Source organism: Wolbachia endosymbiont of Culex quinquefasciatus Pel (assembly GCF_000073005.1).
Classification (GTDB): Bacteria; Pseudomonadota; Alphaproteobacteria; order Rickettsiales; family Anaplasmataceae; genus Wolbachia.
Window position 1 is genome coordinate 807,483 of record NC_010981.1, and the last position, 18,577, is coordinate 826,059.

At 34.7% G+C, this 18,577-nt stretch carries 19 protein-coding genes; 10 read left to right on the forward strand and 9 right to left on the reverse strand.

Annotated features, from left to right (window positions below; all coding sequences use genetic code 11):
* The first annotated feature begins 2 nt into the window (after positions 1–2).
* From leuS to WP_RS03710, 3 genes are all read left to right on the forward strand, one after another.
* Positions 3–2,462, forward strand: a complete 2,460-nt coding sequence (leuS, locus tag WP_RS03700; RefSeq protein ID WP_012481901.1) for a leucine--tRNA ligase — start codon at positions 3–5, stop codon at positions 2,460–2,462.
* 120 nt (positions 2,463–2,582) lie between these two features.
* Positions 2,583–3,242 (forward strand): hypothetical protein, encoded by a 660-nt coding sequence (locus WP_RS03705; RefSeq protein ID WP_007302158.1) that lies wholly within the window; start codon positions 2,583–2,585, stop codon positions 3,240–3,242.
* Positions 3,243–3,352: 110 nt separating this feature from the next.
* Positions 3,353–4,090 (forward strand): hypothetical protein, encoded by a 738-nt coding sequence (locus WP_RS03710; protein ID WP_012481902.1) that lies wholly within the window; start codon positions 3,353–3,355, stop codon positions 4,088–4,090.
* Between the two features lie 99 nt (positions 4,091–4,189).
* Here the strand turns inward: WP_RS03710 and folD are convergent, their stop codons facing one another.
* The 6 genes from folD to ndk form a co-directional block, all read right to left on the reverse strand.
* Complete coding sequence (gene folD, locus WP_RS03715) at positions 4,190–5,077, reverse strand: bifunctional methylenetetrahydrofolate dehydrogenase/methenyltetrahydrofolate cyclohydrolase FolD (protein WP_007302160.1); 888 nt, start codon at positions 5,075–5,077, stop codon at positions 4,190–4,192.
* Positions 5,061–5,636, reverse strand: a complete 576-nt coding sequence (locus WP_RS03720) for a UbiX family flavin prenyltransferase (protein WP_007302161.1) — start codon at positions 5,634–5,636, stop codon at positions 5,061–5,063. Before WP_RS03720 ends, folD begins: the two co-directional genes overlap by 17 nt.
* Entirely contained in the window at positions 5,629–5,886 is a 258-nt protein-coding gene (locus tag WP_RS03725) for a DUF2312 domain-containing protein (protein ID WP_007302162.1), read from the reverse strand. The genes WP_RS03720 and WP_RS03725 overlap by 8 nt, the downstream gene beginning before the upstream one ends.
* Before the next feature lie 9 nt (positions 5,887–5,895).
* Positions 5,896–7,173 (reverse strand): HlyC/CorC family transporter, encoded by a 1,278-nt coding sequence (locus WP_RS03730; protein WP_007302163.1) that lies wholly within the window; start codon positions 7,171–7,173, stop codon positions 5,896–5,898.
* A gap of 68 nt (positions 7,174–7,241) precedes the next feature.
* Positions 7,242–8,420 (reverse strand): aspartate aminotransferase family protein, encoded by a 1,179-nt coding sequence (locus WP_RS03735; RefSeq protein WP_007302164.1) that lies wholly within the window; start codon positions 8,418–8,420, stop codon positions 7,242–7,244.
* 122 nt (positions 8,421–8,542) lie between these two features.
* On the reverse strand, positions 8,543–8,962 hold the full coding sequence (gene ndk / locus WP_RS03740) for a nucleoside-diphosphate kinase (protein ID WP_007302165.1): 420 nt from the start codon (positions 8,960–8,962) through the stop codon (positions 8,543–8,545).
* 105 nt (positions 8,963–9,067) lie between these two features.
* Between ndk and WP_RS03745 the strand changes: the two genes are divergently transcribed.
* The 3 genes from WP_RS03745 to WP_RS03755 all read left to right on the forward strand — a co-directional run bounded on the left by WP_RS03745 (position 9,068) and on the right by WP_RS03755 (position 11,704).
* Positions 9,068–9,829: a hypothetical protein gene (locus WP_RS03745; protein ID WP_012481903.1), complete on the forward strand. Its 762-nt coding sequence runs from the start codon at positions 9,068–9,070 to the stop codon at positions 9,827–9,829.
* Entirely contained in the window at positions 9,826–10,779 is a 954-nt protein-coding gene (gene hemH / locus WP_RS03750) for a ferrochelatase (RefSeq protein WP_007302167.1), read from the forward strand. The genes WP_RS03745 and hemH overlap by 4 nt, the downstream gene beginning before the upstream one ends.
* Positions 10,780–10,840: 61 nt before the next feature.
* Complete coding sequence (locus tag WP_RS03755) at positions 10,841–11,704, forward strand: hypothetical protein (protein ID WP_007302168.1); 864 nt, start codon at positions 10,841–10,843, stop codon at positions 11,702–11,704.
* On the opposite strand, the gene gshA is transcribed toward WP_RS03755, so the two are convergent.
* Positions 11,692–12,849: a glutamate--cysteine ligase gene (gshA, locus tag WP_RS03760; RefSeq protein ID WP_007302169.1), complete on the reverse strand. Its 1,158-nt coding sequence runs from the start codon at positions 12,847–12,849 to the stop codon at positions 11,692–11,694. The genes WP_RS03755 and gshA overlap by 13 nt on opposite strands.
* An 82-nt stretch (positions 12,850–12,931) precedes the next feature.
* Here gshA and hslV point away from each other — a divergent pair, with 82 nt between their 5' ends.
* Positions 12,932–13,486 carry an ATP-dependent protease subunit HslV gene (hslV, locus tag WP_RS03765; protein ID WP_012481904.1) on the forward strand — a complete coding sequence of 185 codons (555 nt, stop codon included), beginning with the start codon at positions 12,932–12,934 and terminating at the stop codon, positions 13,484–13,486.
* A gap of 1 nt (position 13,487) precedes the next feature.
* The gene (gene hslU, locus WP_RS03770) at positions 13,488–14,939 is read left to right on the forward strand and encodes an ATP-dependent protease ATPase subunit HslU (protein ID WP_007302171.1); all 1,452 of its coding nucleotides are present in this window, start codon (positions 13,488–13,490) and stop codon (positions 14,937–14,939) included.
* Between the two features lie 70 nt (positions 14,940–15,009).
* Here the strand turns inward: hslU and WP_RS03775 are convergent, their stop codons facing one another.
* Together WP_RS03775 and WP_RS03780 are read right to left on the reverse strand one after the other, a co-directional pair.
* Positions 15,010–15,891: an FKBP-type peptidyl-prolyl cis-trans isomerase gene (locus WP_RS03775; RefSeq protein ID WP_007302172.1), complete on the reverse strand. Its 882-nt coding sequence runs from the start codon at positions 15,889–15,891 to the stop codon at positions 15,010–15,012.
* Positions 15,884–16,666 carry a polyprenyl synthetase family protein gene (locus WP_RS03780; RefSeq protein WP_006014603.1) on the reverse strand — a complete coding sequence of 261 codons (783 nt, stop codon included), beginning with the start codon at positions 16,664–16,666 and terminating at the stop codon, positions 15,884–15,886. Before WP_RS03780 ends, WP_RS03775 begins: the two co-directional genes overlap by 8 nt.
* Positions 16,667–16,793: 127 nt before the next feature.
* Here WP_RS03780 and acpP point away from each other — a divergent pair, with 127 nt between their 5' ends.
* Entirely contained in the window at positions 16,794–17,054 is a 261-nt protein-coding gene (gene acpP / locus WP_RS03785; RefSeq protein ID WP_007302173.1) for an acyl carrier protein, read from the forward strand.
* 6 nt (positions 17,055–17,060) lie between these two features.
* Entirely contained in the window at positions 17,061–18,323 is a 1,263-nt protein-coding gene (fabF, locus tag WP_RS03790; RefSeq protein WP_007302174.1) for a beta-ketoacyl-ACP synthase II, read from the forward strand.
* Positions 18,324–18,577: the final 254 nt, after the last annotated feature.

Genomic DNA, 18,577 nt, shown 5'->3' on the forward strand with positions numbered 1-18,577 from the left:
TTATGAAATATGATTTTAAAAACGTTGAAAAATTCTACCAAAATAAGTGGGATTTTTCTGTAAGCAAAGATAGTAAAAAGAAGAAATGTTACGTGTTGGAAATGTTTCCATATCCATCTGGTAAGATTCATATGGGGCACCTGCGTAACTATGCAATAGGAGATGTTATAGCACGTTACAAGAGAGCTCGTGGATTTGAGGTTTTGCACCCAATTGGCTGGGATGCGTTTGGATTACCAGCTGAAAATGCAGCAAGGGACAATAACATTAACCCTGCAGCATGGACACAAGATAATATAGATAATATGCGCACGCAGCTAAAATCTATAGGTCTTTCATACAATTGGGATCGTGAGCTCTCCACATGTGAGCCTGATTATTACAAACACGAACAGAAATTTTTTCTGGATTTTTTAAAGCATGGTCTTGCCTATCGAAAAGAGTCGTGGGTTAATTGGGATCCAGTGGACCAAACAGTGCTTGCAAATGAGCAAGTGGTTGATGGAAAAGGATGGCGATCAGGTGCAGTTGTTGAAAAACGTAAGTTATTCCAATGGTTTTTAAAGATTACTGATTTTGCTGAAGATTTGCTTCATTGTTTGCAAAGTTTAAAAAATTGGCCAGAAAAAGTCAAAACTATGCAAGAGCGCTGGATAGGAAAATCTGAAGGGGCAACTATAGATTTTGAAATATTTGGCTTGAATAAGAAGTTAAAGATTTTTACAACTTCTCCTCATACTTTATTTGGAGCTTCTTTTCTTGCAGTAGGAGCAGAGCACCCTATTGTACAAGACCTTAAGGACAAAGAAATAAGAGACTTTATTGGTAATATGAAGGCAAAGGGGGAGAATGATGAAAAAATAGGAATTTACACTGGATTAAACGTAAAACACCCATTTCTTGATAAAGAATTACCACTTTATATAGCGAATTTTGTGTTGATGGAGTATGGAGAAGGTGCGATTTTTGGTTGCCCTGCACATGATCAGCGTGATTTTGAATTTGCACAGAAGTATGGTTTACCGATTATTCCTGTAGTTTGTGAAGAGAGCACAGAGATCTTAAAAGAACCGTACTTCGGTGATGGAGTGATGTTCAATTCTGAATTCTTAAACGGACTAATGATTAATGAGGCAAAAAAAGTAATCATAAAAAAACTTGAAGAAAAAGGAATAGGTAAGAAAACAATAAACTATCGTCTACACGATTGGGGAATTTCAAGGCAACGTTATTGGGGATGTCCTATACCTATTATACATTGTAAAGATTGTGGAATTGTTCCAGTTCCAGAAAAAGACCTCCCTGTTGTTCTACCAACGGATGTAGAATTTACAAGTGGTGGTAATCCCCTGGATAAGCACCCAACCTGGAAATTTGTTGATTGTCCAAAGTGCGGAAAGCAAGCAGAACGTGAAACTGATACATTTGACACTTTTTTTGAATCTTCTTGGTATTTTGCTGCATTTTGCAGTGAAAATAAATCGATTAATAAAGATACTTGTAATCGTTTTATGCCTGTTGATTATTACATAGGTGGAATAGAACATGCAATTCTACATTTGCTTTACTCAAGGTTTTTCTGCCGTGCTTTAACTAAATGTGGCTATTTTGACGTTAAAGAGCCTTTCTCTACTTTAATCACTCAAGGAATGGTCTGCCATATAACTTATAAAGATGAGAATGGCAAATGGCTCTTTCCCGAAGAAGCAAAAGAGTTGATTGCGAAGGGTGCTAAGATCCAAGTTGGAAAAGTCGAAAAGATGAGTAAGTCAAAGAAGAATACAGTTGACCCAAACTTTATCATAGAAAAATACGGTGCTGATACTGCTCGTTTGTTTGTATTATCTGACACTCCTCCGGAAAAAGATATGGAATGGTCTGATGATGGAGTGGAAGGTTGTTTTCGCTACATAAATAAATTGTGGCGTATGGTAGTGCAACTTAGGACCGTAAACATACACTATGATAATGAAAACATTGTAGGTAAACTCCTAGAGTACAGAAAAAAAATCCACAAACTCTTACACGGACTTACAGATGACTTGGAAAACTGCAGATTAAACTGTGTGGTAGCAAAGTTTCGTGAAATGACAAATTTAATAGCTGAAATAGACGTAAAAACTGGAAAATCTCTTATTGATGAAGGTATATGCATACTAATCAGAGTAATTGAGCCATTAATGCCACACCTGGCTGAAAATTTATGGCAAGAAATAGGAGGCGAAGGCATGCTATATATGCAACCTTGGCCAAAAGCTGATGAATCACTACTAATTGATAATATGGTAACTGTGGCAGTACAGATTAATGGAAAGTTGCGTGCGACTATCAAAGTAGAAACTGATTTACCTCAAGAAGAATTGAAGAAAATAGCAACAGATTCTGTATCTAACAAAATCGATCAAAGCAAAATTCGCACTATATATGCTGTACCAAATAAGGTAGTAAACATAGTTATATAAAAATTTTGAGTAGCATGTCCCTAATTTCGTAGGTATACTTTTTTTGATATGCGGTTATATCTTTTTTAATATAAAGGATATATACTTGTGCATTATATATTTTTTTGTATGGGTAGTTATATGAAAATAAAAGGATTGTGTGTTTTAGCTGTTTTGCTCACTTCATCTCTAGCAGGTGCAGCTAGTAATAAAGCAGCTAGTAATAGTGCAAAAGAGCAGTACTACGCAGGTTTAAACTTTGGTGGTGGATGGGGCACTGGATTAAAAATAAAACCTGGCTTAGTTTTTGGTTATAATTATGATAAAAGCTCTAAGTTTGAACTTGAGATTCTCACTGACGTAAGTGATATGTTTGGTGCAGAAGATAAGAAAATGGGAGCTAGTTTATTAGCAAATTACCGTTATTATCCTGACGTTGACATTGATCCTGTGAAACTATATGTCAGTGGAGGTTTAGGTGGATATCTCCAAGTAATACCTTTTGGCTCTGGTACAGCTGGAAATAAACCAACTAAAGTTAATGAAAATAAACCACCTAAAGCTAAAAGTACAGAATTTAACCCTAAAACTGAAGTTATAAGTTCAGCTGATACTCAAAGTGAAACACTAGATAAAATACTGGGTGCTATTTCGTACAAACTGAAGGTTGGTGTTGATTATGAAGTTGCTCCACAGATAGTTGGTACAGCTGCTTTAACCGTAGGCGGGCAACTGAGTGGTTTAAAAGCAAAACAAATACCAGATGCGATGCTGGAAGTAGGAGTACGTTATAGTTTTTAATGCTGGATGGCATTGTGTACATGTTTAATGGTTAGGTGTAACCATAAGCAATGCTCAAAACTTGCTGCTAGCATGTTTGAACACTTATTCCAGTCTGTTTTAAGGAAGTAATGTGTATGAATTATATGAGAACGATGAAAGTGTTCGCTGTGTTGATTGCTTTAGCAAGTACAGCTAGTAATGGTACAAGTGAGTTAGAAGATCAGTACAAAGATCGGTATGAAGACCAGTACAAAGATCAGTATGAAGATCAACACAAAGATCATTGTGAAGATCAATACGAAGATCGATATGAAGACCAGTACGAAGATCATTACTATGTAGGTTATGTAGGTTTAAACTTTGGGACTCGATGGGGTGAAAGCTTTAAATTGAACCCTAACGTTGTCTTTGGTTATCATCATAACAAAAATTCTAAGTTTGAACTTGAGGTTCTTGCTAACATAAGTGATATAACTGATAAACAAAAAAGGAAAGTAGGAGCTAGTTTGTTGGCAAATTACCTTTACTATCCTGATCTTGAAATTGATCCTATTAAATTATATGCTAGTATAGGACTGGGTGGATATATTCGAATATTGCCATCTTTTGGTCTTGGTGAGGATACAAATGCAGTTAACACTCCAAATTCGGCTGCAACTGTAGCTGCAGCCGCAGGTCAAAATGAAACACTAGATAAAATACTGGGTGCTATTTCCTATAAAGTAAAGTTAGGTGTTGATTGTGAAATTATTCCGCAGATAGTTGGCACAGTTGCTATTGCTGCAAGCGGTCAATTAAGTGGCTTTAAACCACCGATGAAAAAACCAGATGCAATCATAGAAGTAGGTATACGTTATAATTTTTAAGCTATGAACACTTTGAATCCCTATACACAGTTGTATGCTTGGTGCTATATATGTGCTATTTGCAAAGGTATTCTGTTTATGCTAACATTAAGCTAAACCTTAAGCAATAAAATCAGAAGGATCAACTCCCTTCTGTAAGCAAGCAGCAACTAAAGTGTTGATCATAAGAAATGCTATTGTCATCGGGCCAACTCCACCAGGCACTGGAGTAATAGCTTTGACTTTTTCTTTTACTCCCTCAAAGTCAACATCACCCACAAGCTTACTTTGATTTCCTATGTTAATGCTATTTATGCCAACATCAATCACTATTGCACCTTTTTTTATCCAATCTGGTTGAACAAAATTTGGCTTTCCAACTGCTGCAACTACTATATCCGCCTTAGAGCAATAATCAGCTAAATCCCTACTTTGTGAATGCAAGATGGTAACAGTGCAATTTTCTTGCAACAATAGGTGAAACATTGGCTTACCCACAATATTTGATCTGCCAATGATTACCGCATTTTTACCGGACAGATTATTTTCAACTGACTTAATTAAATGCAAAGAACCTTTGGGAGTACAAGGTATCAGACAATTTTTTTCACCTTTAACTAACCTGCCAACATTCTCATCATGAAAGCCATCTACATCTTTTTCAACACTTACTGTATTAATTATTCTGCTTGCACTGATGTGCTTTGGTAAAGGTAACTGAACTAAAATTCCATGCACAGATGAATCTTCATTTAATGTATTAACTTTTTCAATCAATTCATCTTCTGAGATACTATCAGGCAAAACAATAGTTTCAGAACTTATGCCTATTGATTCTGCTTTTCTTTGTTTATTACGAACGTAGACCTGACTTGCTGGATTGCTACCCACGAGAATTACTTTAAGACAAGGAAAAACATTATACTCTTTCTTTAAAATATCAATTTTTTTTGATAGCTCCTCACAGAGATCATTTGCTGTTTTTTTACCGTTAATAATAATTGACATTTCCTTGCCACTCCTCGAAGTCAGGTAATGCGATATCAAATAAATTCAATACTTTACCAACAGAATGATTTACAATATCATCCAAAGATTTTGGTTTAATATAAAAAGCAGGCATCGGCGGAGCAATAATTGCTCCCATCTCCGTTAGTTTTAAGATATTTCGTAGATGTCCAAGATGTAGTGGAGATTCTCGCACCATAAGAACTAATTTTCTTCTTTCTTTTAGAGTTACATCTGCAGCCCTTGTTAATAGATTGGAAGTCACCCCCGATGCTATTTCAGACATTGTTTTCATAGAACATGGAGCAATAACCATACCTGAGGTTTTAAATGAGCCGCTTGCTATTTTTTCTCCTATTTTTTCTTCAGAATAGTAAAAATCTGCAAGCGACATAATATCTTCAAGTTTTTCTTTAATCTCATGAGCTATAGTTATTTTTCCAGCACTGCTGATCACTAAATGAGTTTCATGATTGGTATTTTTTAGTGCCTCTAGAATCCGTACACCGTAAATAGAACCAGATGCTCCACTTATTCCAATTACAATCCTACTATTCACCTTCGTAATTCATTCCCAATGCACGTTTGTAGGTATCAAGTAATATTTCCTGTTCCTCCCTGTCATCATCATCCATCTTTCTTAGCCTAATAATCTGTTTCATCACTTTTATATCCCAACCTTCATCTGCAGCTTTTGCATATACATCACGAATGTGATCTTGCACATCCCTCTTTTCTTGTTCAAGTTTTTCTATTCTCTCTATATAGTTCTTCAAATCTTCAGCCGTTATTTTTAATGTATCTTCCATAGAACCCAACTAATTAATTGCTACTACAGTATTATCAGTTTTTACTTGTACTTCAATCATAGTAATAATATTTTTATCTTTTTTTAAAATCTTAAAGTAAAAACCGTACATGGAAAACTCTTCATTTTCTTCAGGAATGCGCTCTATCTCGTTTACAATCATACCTGCTAGAGTTGTAGCTTCTTCATCAGGAAGATCCCAATGTAACTGTCTATTAATATCCCTAATAGTAGATTTTCCTTCTATGTGATACATATTATCGGATATCTTTTTTATAAAATTCTCTGTGATCAAATCATGTTCATCTGAAATTTCTCCAACTATTTCTTCCAGTATATCCTCAAGAGTTACGATTCCCTGTAGTGCTCCATACTCATCAATAACAAATGCAAGGTGTTTCCTGTTTTTACGGAAGTTGTGAAGTTGTACACTGAGTGGCGTACTTTCTGGTATAAACCAAGGCTTTGACATAACTTTGGCAATCTCTATTTTATTATCCTTTTCACGCAAGGCATTTATTAGATTTTTCACGTGAACCACTCCAACAATATTATCTGGTTCTTTTTGCCATAAAGGTACTCTGCTATGGCTACTGGTTAAAATCTCTCTTATTAAATCCTCTTTGTTTCGATCTATATCAAGAGAAAATAAGCTTCTCCTGTGAGTCATAATCTGTGATATTTCTGTCTCAGCCAAATCAAGTATACTACTTAGCATATCTAAATCCTGTTGTAACATAGTTCCTTCACTGCGATGAAGAGTAATCATGTTACGCATTGCATCTGCTGCAGATATTACCTCCCTATTCTTATGAAGCCCACATAACTTCAGAATGAGATTGACAATAAACTGAATGCCTAATGTCAATGGAGAAAGAATCTTGACAAAAAACAGCATAAAATAAGAAGAAAGCAATGTAAATTTTTCAGGATTTTGCATGGCGTAAGTTTTTGGTAAAACTTCACAAAATAGCAAAATACAAAACGTCATCATGAATGTTGAAAGAAAGATGCCTTCACTTTCAAAGAAATGTATAAATATTGCTGTAAATAAAGCGGAACAAGTAATGTTAATAATTGTATTGCACAGTAATATTGTTCCTATTGTTAATTCTTTTGTATTCAACAAGCGTTCTATTATCTTAGCTCTTTTATTGCCATCTAGCTTTAGTTTATTAACTCGGGAGCGGCTAATTGAGGTTAACCCTATTTCTGCTCCTGAAAACAAAAACGATAAGATCAACAAGAAGAAAATTGCTGACAATACTGAAATCAATAACCAATCCATTAAAGTATGATGTTATTGCGATATAGAAACAGAGTTGATTTTATATGTTGTAAGAAGCATTTGCAAGTCTATATATCTTTAATATAAAAAAATAAATCATGAAATATATCACACACTGCATTCACATGCATACTCTCAACAACAAGTGGAGGAGTTATTCTTATTACCTTATTATTTAAAATATTAGTCATTATTAAGCCTTTGTCAAGAGATTGTTTAACAATTTTATCAGCCAAAGGTACTCTAAGCTCTATCCCTATCAATAAACCCTCCCCACGAACTTCTGAAATGATCTTCGGAAATTCTTCAGTCAAAGGCAACAACTTTTCTTTTAGATATTTACTGACCTTCTTAACATGGTCAAAAAAGCCTTCCTTTAGCATTACATCGAGTACTGCATTACCAACAGTCATGGCAAGTGGATTACCTCCATAAGTTGACCCATGAGTTCCTGGAGTGATTGCTTCTGCTATATAATCTTTTACTAAACATGCAGCCAGAGGAAATCCATTACCCATAGCCTTCGCACAAGTGAGCATATCAGGTTCAACTCCTATATTTTGATAGTAAAATAGAGAGCCAATCCGTCCATATCCGCATTGCACTTCATCAAAGCATAAAATTATTCCTTGAGCTTTTGTTATCTCTCTTACTTTTTTAAGATACTCTACGTCCAATGGATGTACTCCGCCTTCACTTTGTATGGGCTCTAAAAATATGGCAGCTGTTTCGCTATTGATTTTCTTTTCTAATGCTTCAATGTTATTTCTTGGAACTTTATCAAAACCAGAAAGGAGTGGAGCAAAACCTTCGCGTGATTTTTCATTTCCCCCAGCTGAAATTGCAGCAATACTGCGGCCATGAAAACCTCCTTCAATTGTAATGATGTGACTGCGCTTTTCTTGTCCATTTAAGTAGAAATAGCGGCGAATAAATTTAATTGCAGCTTCTGTTGCTTCAAGTCCACTTGAGCAGAAAAAAACTTTATCGGCAAAGGTAAGTTCTGTTAAACGCTGAGCAAGCCTTTCCTGCTGAGGAATAGTAAAAATATTAGAGCAGTGCCATAATGAATCCAGTTGCTCCTTCAGTTTATCTGTAATGTATGGATGACAATGCCCTAGAGAGGTTGTAGAAATTCCTGCAGCAAAGTCTAAATATTTTTTACCATCCTTATCGAAGAGATATACTCCTTCTCCTCTAACTATAGAAGCTTCAGATCTATTATAAGCGTTAACAACATGATCCATTTTAAATATTATCTATACTGTGCATGAAAAAGCTTTCCCTTAATATTGCTTAAACTAAAAATTGGGCTAGTATTATACAGTTCAACATAAAATTCAGAAATTTAATATGTAAAAAGGTAAAACTACACCAATTCACATTCAGCAAAAAAGAAAGCTATTTCTCTATGAGCATTCTCTAGACTATCAGAACCATGCACTCTATTTTCACTAATATCATTAGCAAAATCACCCCTAATTGTACCTTTATCTGCCTGTTTTGGATCTGTAGCACCCATGATTTGTCTGTATTTACTGACTGCATTTTCACCGATTAAAACTTGAACTATCACAGACCCAGAAGTCATAAATTCCACCAACTCTCCAAAAAAAGGCCTATCCTTATGAATTTCATAAAACAGCTCTGCTTGTTTTTTTGTCAGCAGCATCTTTCTCTGTGCTATAATTTTTAGTCCAGATTTTTCAATGTAAGAATTTATACTGCCTGTAATATTATTTTTTACTGCATCAGGTTTTAATATCGAAAGTGTTCTCTCAATTGCCATATCATTCCCTTATATTAAGATCGTATATTTACTTTATTGTGAATTTTTGTTCCATCAAAGAGATTTTTTATTTATAGTCAAGAATAAAACATCAAGGGGTAGTTTATGGTTTACTGTCGTAAGAAACTAGTGAATAATCTTAAATCATCAATTTTCTGCGGAACAAAAGGTTTTTTAACCTTTAATTTGGCATTTTTAAGTTATTTAGAGTATAGCTTACACAATAATACAAAATTAAAAGAAGGTGCCGCTTTTGGGATGAAAAGGAACGTTGTTCCATTTGGTGAAATGATTGCCATACCGCTGTTTTTTTGCTTTGTATTACCAGCTATGGTAGGCAACATAAGCCTTATCGAGTGCGCACTTATATGTGCTGCACTGATGGTTGCAACATGTTTTGTTGTGAGAACCTTTTACTTGCGTGAAAAGTTATTGAAAAAAATGACTAATAATGAAAATTATACCGAGGAACAAATAGAGCAGGAATTTAAGAAAGACACTATAAAATTTCCTATCTTTGATAAAAACAGACAGCATATTGAATATAATTCTCCTAATCCAGGACAACTAATGAATGAAAGTCCTCCCTCTCTTTTTGTTAAGGTTTTACTTTTCCCCCTTACGATTTTTCTGAAGGCTCTACAAAGCTGCATAATGATATCTTTGGCTGCTGTTGAACTTCTTGAAGCAGTGCCAAGTTTTTGTGTTGATGTGGTTTTCGATAGAGGCTTTGCATCTACACAGAGTAACATGAAGAGATCTGCTCATCTATTGTATGCCAGTGTAAGAAATTTAGTGCCTGTAACTAAACTTGATGAGTGTGTAGCTGATTTTATAGGCAAACCTGAAGAAAGGTGCTGTCAGTGAAGAAGGCAGTAATCTTATTTAACCTAGGCGGACCTGATTCACTAAGTGCGGTCCGTCCTTTCTTATTTAATCTTTTTTACGATAAAAGAATAATAAATCTACCAAATCCTTTTCGCTTCCTTTTAGCAAAGTTTATCTCCAAAAGGCGAGAAAGTACTGCACAAGAAATATACGAGCACATTGGAGGTAAATCGCCAATCTTGGAGAATACGAAAGCACAAGCTGATGCTTTAGAACTAAAATTAAATGAAAATGGAAACCATGTATATAAGATATTCATCTGCATGCGTTATTGGCATCCATTTGCTGATGAAGTTGTTAAAAGCGTAAAGCAATTCGATCCTGACGAAATCATTCTGTTACCACTATATCCGCAATATTCAACCACCACAACTCTATCATCCATCGAGAATTGGCAAAAAAATGCCAAACTGGAATGTAACACAAAAACAATTCACCATTATTATGACAATGAAGACTTTATTGAAGCTCATGTTAATCTGACGTCTAAATATTATAAATTAGCTAGCAAAATCGGTAAGCCAAGAGTCCTATTCTCGGCTCATAGCTTACCTCTTAGTATCATTAAAAAAGGCGACCCTTACGCTTCACAGATAGAAAAAACAGTAAAATTAATAGTAAAAAAATTGAATATTGAAGATCTTGATTGGGGAATATGTTATCAGAGTAAGGTTGGCCCTGTAAAATGGTTGGAGCCTAGCACTGAAAGTGAGCTATCACGCGCGAAAGACGATAATATACCTGTAGTTTTATCACCTATATCTTTTGTTTCTGAGCATTCTGAAACACTGGTTGAACTTGATATAGAGTATAAAGCAATTATCAAAGACGGATATTACTTTCGCGTACCAACTCTCAGTACTGATCTCTTATTTATCAAGTGCTTGGCCGATTTATGTTTAGATCACTCTCAAAGTACTGATTTATAGCACTTTTCTTTTTAGATTTTTATAGTATAATATTAAAAAGTTATTATTTTATTATCTACTTATGCCAAAAGGTAAGCCAAATACATTTATAGAAAGTATACATGATGTTCACAATCATGATATTAGAAAGATGTATTGTATTGCAGTAGGTTTAACAGGCATATTGTGTAAAATTTCATTGCAATTCTGTTGCGAGTTTATTGATAACAACAGATCCAATATTTGTACTATATTAGATATTTCTAAGTTCATAAAACTACCAACATCAATAATATTTGCTCTTCATTTTGGTCTCAATTTAGCTGGATATAAATCTAAGAAACCTGCGAATGGTGAAGAGGAAAATAAACCTGAAAAACCAATACAGGTTGTAGGTAACTCAGCGTACTTGGCAAGCTGTATCATAGGAATATTGATGCAGGCAAAAATCATTCATTTCTTAGCTAGAAACAACAAGGATGTAATAAGTTATATTAGCTTAACATCAGCAGTTCTATTTCTATTTTCAGAATTCGTAAGCTGTTATTATAAGTGCGAAGAATATAAGGAAGTGCATAAAAAATATCAAGAAGCATGTAAAAAATACAAAAAGGGTGATGACGAACTTACGAAATGTGAAGCTGAGCTTGCTAAATGCAAGAAGAATGTTATGTTTAGCACATTCACTTTGTCATTGGGCTTGTTAAGCTTCATATTAAAAAGAATGGAAATTGCAACTATACCGATAGACTTGGGTGGTGGCATAATCTATAATTTCAACTTAACTGTTACGGTTAGTTTGATACTAAGTATAGCATATCTAGTATCAAACATCGATAAGTTTGTCAATCAACCTAATAATGGTACTGATCCTTCTACTGGACTTGATGACGCTCACCATATTCAGCATAATGGCAGCATTGTAGAAATTAATTATTCGAGATGAAAAGACTTAATTTCTACTGCCAATGCTAGCACTGCTAATTTGCTAACAATATTCCAAAGTGGCAAAGTTTTATTTTCTTGGCTGATGTCATAAAATTCACAGTCAGTGGAATTCAAGCTAGAATATACATCTTTCCTGCTATTACATCGGTATAAGTAACATGTTGGAGTATCTCCTATATAGTATATTAGCGGTTCTGCAGAACTACTTTTAAATATGTCAATAGTTGGTACACCTTCTTGTATAATAACACTATTGATTGCTATTCCTTCTTTTATCTTTTTCATTTTATGACGCTTTTTTTTATTGAGATTTAATATTTCCTTTCCACTTGTTGCTGTTATAATGCCCATTCCATATGTGCCATTGCTTGCTTTGATAAAAACGTAAGGTTGTGTTTTTATTTCATATTCCTCATATTTTTTTTGCACTAGAGATAATATTTGGTCAACTTTAGTCGCTACTGCTCCTAGTGATGAATCATCATTAAAGTCAACTCCATTACAGCTTTCTGTAAGCACAGAAAGAAGCCATGGGTCCATTTTAAATTCGCCACAAAATTCGGACACTAATTTTTGATAGATTTCAAAATATTGAAATTTCTGCCTACTGTGCCAGCCATATAATGGACTTGGCACTATCTCTTGTTTTACGTTTTCTAGCGTGTCTGGAATGTGGCTCGTCATATCACGGTTCAGTATAATAATATCAGGCACAAATCCTGAAGTTGTCTTCAGCAAAGAGTTTTCTTTCACAACAGTTTCATACTGTTCTATTAAATTGTACGTTTCATTATGAAAGAGGCCAATTCTAGTTTCAAAACCTGCGAGTTGCATTACCTTTTCTATGGCAAATACATTTTCTATATACATTTTATTTCGTGTGTAATTCTCCGGTATTATAAGGGCCTTTTTATATTGTTTTGTTTCGAAGTAGCTTTTTATCAATTTTGCTGCTATCGCTTTTGATACTTCACTTAGGTTATTAAACCCTGCAGGAAATAAATTGGCGTCTACTGGAGCAATTTTGTAGCCTGAATTCCTAAGATCTATGGAGCTATAAAATGGTAATGTAAAACCATTAAATTTTGTTTTGAACCAATTATTTATATCTTTTTCCAGATTTGGATGAATTATGTTTTGCATCTACACTTTAAATGTTATAAGAAAAGTACTATATTATAAGTTATAATCTTAATATAATATAACGAATTAAAATAACAAAAAAATGATTCATCATGACAGCAGTAAAATGTATGGTACTACTATACTGTCAATTAGAAGAGACAAAAATGTAGTAGTAATAGGTGATGGGCAAGTCTCGCTAGGCCATACCGTTATAAAATCTGGAGCAAGAAAAGTTAGGCGTCTTTCTGGTGATTCCGTAATTGCCGGTTTTGCTGGAGCAACAGCTGATGCATTTACTCTCTTCGAAAGGCTAGAATCTAAACTTGATAAGCACCCAGGACAGTTAATGAGGGCATGTGTTGAACTTGCAAAAGACTGGAGAATGGATAAATATCTAAGAAAATTAGAAGCTATGATGATCGTGGCAGACAAGTCCATTTCATTGGTCATTACAGGAACGGGTGATGTTCTTGAACCTGAAGATGGCATTGCAGCCATTGGCTCTGGAGGAAATTTTGCTTTATCTGCAGCAAAAGCTTTGATTGACGTTGAAGGAATATCAATAGAGGAGATTGCAAAAAAGGCTATGAAGATAGCTGCCGATATATGTGTTTATACAAACCATAATCTAATTATCGAAAAAATAGAGGAGTAATATGTCAAGAACTTTGTGTGATAATTTTTCTAGTCAATCTGTAGTAGGTCAATTTGATAATAATGATGACTATAATGAGAAAAATAGCCTCTATGAAAATGAAGGTACAGGAAGTAGCAGCATTCAAAGCTCACAAGCTTTATTAGATGATCTACCACCACAGAAGATAGTTAAAGAATTAGACAGATTTATAATCGGGCAGAATGATGCAAAGCGCGCTGTTGCTATTGCACTCAGAAATCGTTGGCGTCGAAATAAAGTCCCACTTCCACTACGTGAAGAGATTATACCTAAGAATATACTCATGATAGGCCATACGGGAGTTGGTAAAACTGAAATAGCTCGCCGTTTAGCAAAGCTTGCTGGTGCACCTTTTATAAAAGTTGAAGCAACGAAATTTACTGAAATAGGATATGTTGGACGTGATGTTGACTCGATAATACGTGATTTAGTTGACGCAGCAATAGTTTTAGTTAAGGAAAAAGCACGTAAAGCCTTAACTAAAAAAGCTTTAGGTTTGGCTGAAAAGATAATAGTCAACTCCATGGTTGGTGAAGATGCAACCGAGGAAAGCAAAAAAGTTTTCAGAGAAAGACTGAGAAATAAGGAATTTGAAGATGGAGAAGTTTCTATTAACGTCAGGGAGAGCAAGGGTATGCTACCCACTTTTGATATACCTGGTATGCCAGGTGGGCAAATTGGCGTGATGAACGTAACAGAAATAGTGGGTAAGATGTTTAATGGGAACAAAAAAACAAAAACTATTACAGTTAAAGTGAAAGAAGCACGTGAAATATTGATTAATGAAGAAAGCGAAAGGTTAATGGATGAAGACAAGATAATCAAAGAAGCGATTGATCTTGTTAGCAATGAAGGCATAGTGTTTTTAGATGAAATAGATAAAATTGCAGCACGTACAGAAATAAAAGGTGAAGTCAACAGAGAAGGAGTGCAGCGCGATCTGTTACCATTACTTGAGGGAACAACTGTTTCAACTAAGTATGGCCCCGTAAAAACAGACTATATATTATTTATTGCATCTGGTGCTTTTCATTTATCTAAGCCATCTGATCTTTTACCAGAATTACAGGGTAGATTGCCAATTAGAGTGGAACTTAAGGCGCTTACTCAAGAGGATCTAATAAAAATATTAAAGGAACCAGAATCTAGTTTGTTAAAACAGTATATAGCGTTAATGAAAACGGAAAATGTAACACTTGAGTTTACTGATGATGGTATAGAGACTATAGCTGAAATAGCATTTACAGTTAATAGAGAAGTGGAAAATATAGGTGCAAGAAGACTTCATACTGTCATGGAGAAGCTTTTGGATGAAATAAGTTTTATCGCTTCTGAAAAAAATAGTGAAAAATTTGTTATAGATAGCAAATATGTAAGAGATAAACTAGAGTCAATTTCAAAACAGCTTGATTTATCTAAATTTATACTTTAGAGGAAGCCTGCTTTAAGTAATATAGAGCATTCAAGAGGTTTTATTTTTTCTTACTTCGTAATTCTTTAAGCTATTTTTCAATAGTAGAATTCAAGCTTAAATCAATTATTGAGATATTTTCTTCATCAAAATCTATTTCTTTTATTAATATACCAGTTAAAAGATCAGGTGGAGAAAGAACTGTTCTTTTATTACCAGCCCTCATTCCCACAACTCCAAGTTCTATAGCAAGTGGTATTTTTTTGTCACCAACCTTAAACTGCACTATTTGATCTTTGATTATATACTCACCATTATGTCTCTTTATGCTATATTGAACTGATATCTCATCGCCACATTTTACTCGCTTTCCAGTTTTGTTAATTAAGTCATTAAAAATCATCAGGTTATTTACTGAATCGGGATATTTATCTTTTACTTCAATCAGTTTGATGTAATAAGAGTTAAAACTCATTTTGTTGTCATCAGCAGCAATAGTAACTACACGCTCTCCGCCTTCTTTCATACCTATTACCCCTAAACTCACTTCTTTTAAGTAATCCTGACCTATTTTCAAATTGACATCAGTCGGAAGTAGCGTTGCTAGGTTGTTGGAGACTTTGTACATTTGTAGCAGAACTTCTTGGCCACAGAAAACTTTACTGCCACTACCTTCAGTAATTTCATAAAAGTTTATCATCTCTTCTTCTTTTTGCTGTGTTATTTCTTCTAAATATTCTGCTAACCCATGCTTTTCAATATAACGATCAAGAGCTGATTCAAGTATCGGCCTGACCAAATAACTTGCTATCATCTGTGTCAAACCACCATGTGTAGCATTTATTTCGTAAAGCTTTTCCCTTTTCTCTGGTTTATCTTTGTTTATATAAACAATCGTAATTATAAAAGCAGAAGCTAAAGTGAGAATCATTACTACAGAGATAAACATTTGTAATATAATTTTTCTAACCATCTTTTTTTACTTGATTCAATAAATCATATAAGTCACTAGTATTCCCTGAAAGCGTACTTAAATTATCTGAGGCCTGTTTAAAGAGACTATCTATATAGTTTTCCATTTCATTTTTTCCAAGCACGGACATTAAATTGTTTGTTTTATCTTGCTCATAATCTTCGATATCATCCTTGGCTTGAAAAATAAGCCCTAGATTTATTCCATAGTTATATAATGCTTCCCGCTCCTTGTCTGTAGCGCCTCCTATTATAGCCCCTATTTCACATGAAGCTGCAAATAGTTTTGCAGTTTTCATCAAATGAATTTCTTTTATTTTGTCAAAATCTGCACCTATATCTAAAATCTGCCCTCCCACCATTCCCTTCATTCCTATTGCTTGAGAGAGCACTTTTATGATCTCACAATTTAACAAAGATAATACCTCAAAAGCCAGGGTAAGTAATGCATCTCCGGCCAGTACTGCTGTTGCTTCACCAAATTTTTTGTGGCAGCTTGGCTGGCCTCTTCGAGTGTCACTGTTATCCATACATGGCAGATCATCGTGAATTAGGGAGTAAGCATGAATAAATTCAATTGCTGCTGCTGCTGTTATTGCTTTTTCAACCTTTATGTTGAATATCGACGAAGATGCTATAACTAAAAAAGAACGTATATGTTTTGCAGGAGCAAGAAGTACATAACGCATAGCTGATATAAGTTTATTCTCGCTATTTTCAGGTAAGAGCTTATTCACTTCTACAACAAGCAAATTTTTTGTTGTTTCGTCTAGCATTTTTAAATTTATTAACTATCGAGTGCTAAGAGATAGGAAGTTTTTAATAGTTTATATAATCATAAAAGCTATTGCAAACATCAAAATTTCTTATAACATCAGAGAATAGGTTATTTTTTAGTAAGAAATGAACGAATTGGCAAAAAGCACTAGAGAAGATATAGAAGAAAAAGTAAAGAAGATTATACTAGAGCACATCAGTAAGGATGTAGAGGGATTTAGTAGTTCTTCAAAGCTTTCAGACCATGGCACAGATAGTTTAGATGCAGTTGAAATAATCATGGCAGCTGAAGAAGAATTTGGTATAGAGATTCCTGATGAAGATGCGCAAAAAATGGAAACTATGGAACAGATAGTTGAATATGTAGTAAACAAAGCAAACAATTGATGTTGAATGAGCAAAAGAGTAGTAGTTACCGGTGTTGGCTTAATTACTCCACTAGCACCAGATGTTAATAACACCTGGTTAAAGCTGAAAGAAGGTAAATCTGGCATAAAAGCAATCAGTACAGATAGGTTCAACTCTTCTGATCTTGCTTGCAGGGTTGCAGGACAGGTATCCTACAACGCTGAAAGCTGTTTTAATCCGCTAGATTATATTTCTGAAAAAGACCTAAAAAGAACAGATCGTTTTATTCACTACGGAATTGCAGCAGCTGTTCAGGCAGTAGAAGATTCACTAATTTTGGAAAATAAAAATATTAATAAAGAGCGAATAGGTGTAGCTATTGGTTCTGGTATAGGTGGTCTTCCATCAATTCAGGAAAATGTAATTACCATGCAGGAGAAGGGGCCTAGACGTGTTAGCCCATTTTTTGTTCCTGCAAGTCTAATAAATTTGATATCTGGTCATATTTCTATTAAATACGAATTTATAGGTCCAAATGACTCAGCGGTTACTGCATGTGCAACAGGTGCGCATGCGATTATAAACTCAGCAAGAGCTATAAAACTCGGTGAAGCTGACATTATGATTGCAGGCGGAGCAGAAAGTGCGTTATGCAGAGTTGGAATTGCAGGTTTTGCATCGATGAAGGCGCTATCAACTAAATTCAATGATAAGCCTGAAGAGGCCTCAAGGCCATGGGACGAAGAACGCGATGGATTTGTCATGGGCGAAGGGGCCGGTATATTAGTTCTGGAAGAATATGAACATGCAAAAAAAAGGGAAGCAAAAATATATGCAGAACTCACTGGATATGGACTCACAGGAGATGCGCACCACATTACAGCACCACATCCAGAAGGAAGAGGCGCACTTAAGGCAATGGAACTTGCTTTAAGGAGTGCACAAGTAAGCCCAAGTCAAATTGGGTATATCAATGCACATGGAACTTCAACAAAACTTGGGGATAAAGTTGAAGTAATAGCAATGAAGCAGTTATTCGGTGACTATGCCTATAAAATACCTGTTTCCTCGACTAAATCTTCTATAGGACATTTACTTGGTGCCGCAGGAAGTGTTGAAGCAATATTTAGTATCCTTGCATTAAACAATGGAATTGTTCCACCAACTTTAAACCTACACAAACCTTCAGAAGGGTGTGATTTAAATTTTGTACCACTTAAAGCTCAAGAGCATAAAATTCAATATGCGCTTTCTAATTCATTTGGTTTTGGTGGTACCAACGCGTCTCTCATCTTTGGAAAGGTGTAGTTAATTATGCTATTTTGAATCGACTACGAAAATGTCATTCGAGTAGCTGAAACTGGAATGGCTTTGTTGCATCGCTACCTATGAAAGGCTAACTATACAAGCAACTTATTGAAAATCTTATTTTTTTTTGCAGTCAATCTGATCAAATTTAAGAATAGTAATTTATTGTTTGTATTAGTAAATTTAATTCTACTTAAAATAGCTAAAGCATTGAAATTCTTGAATTTTAGCTAGATTAGTGAATGGTAGTAAAA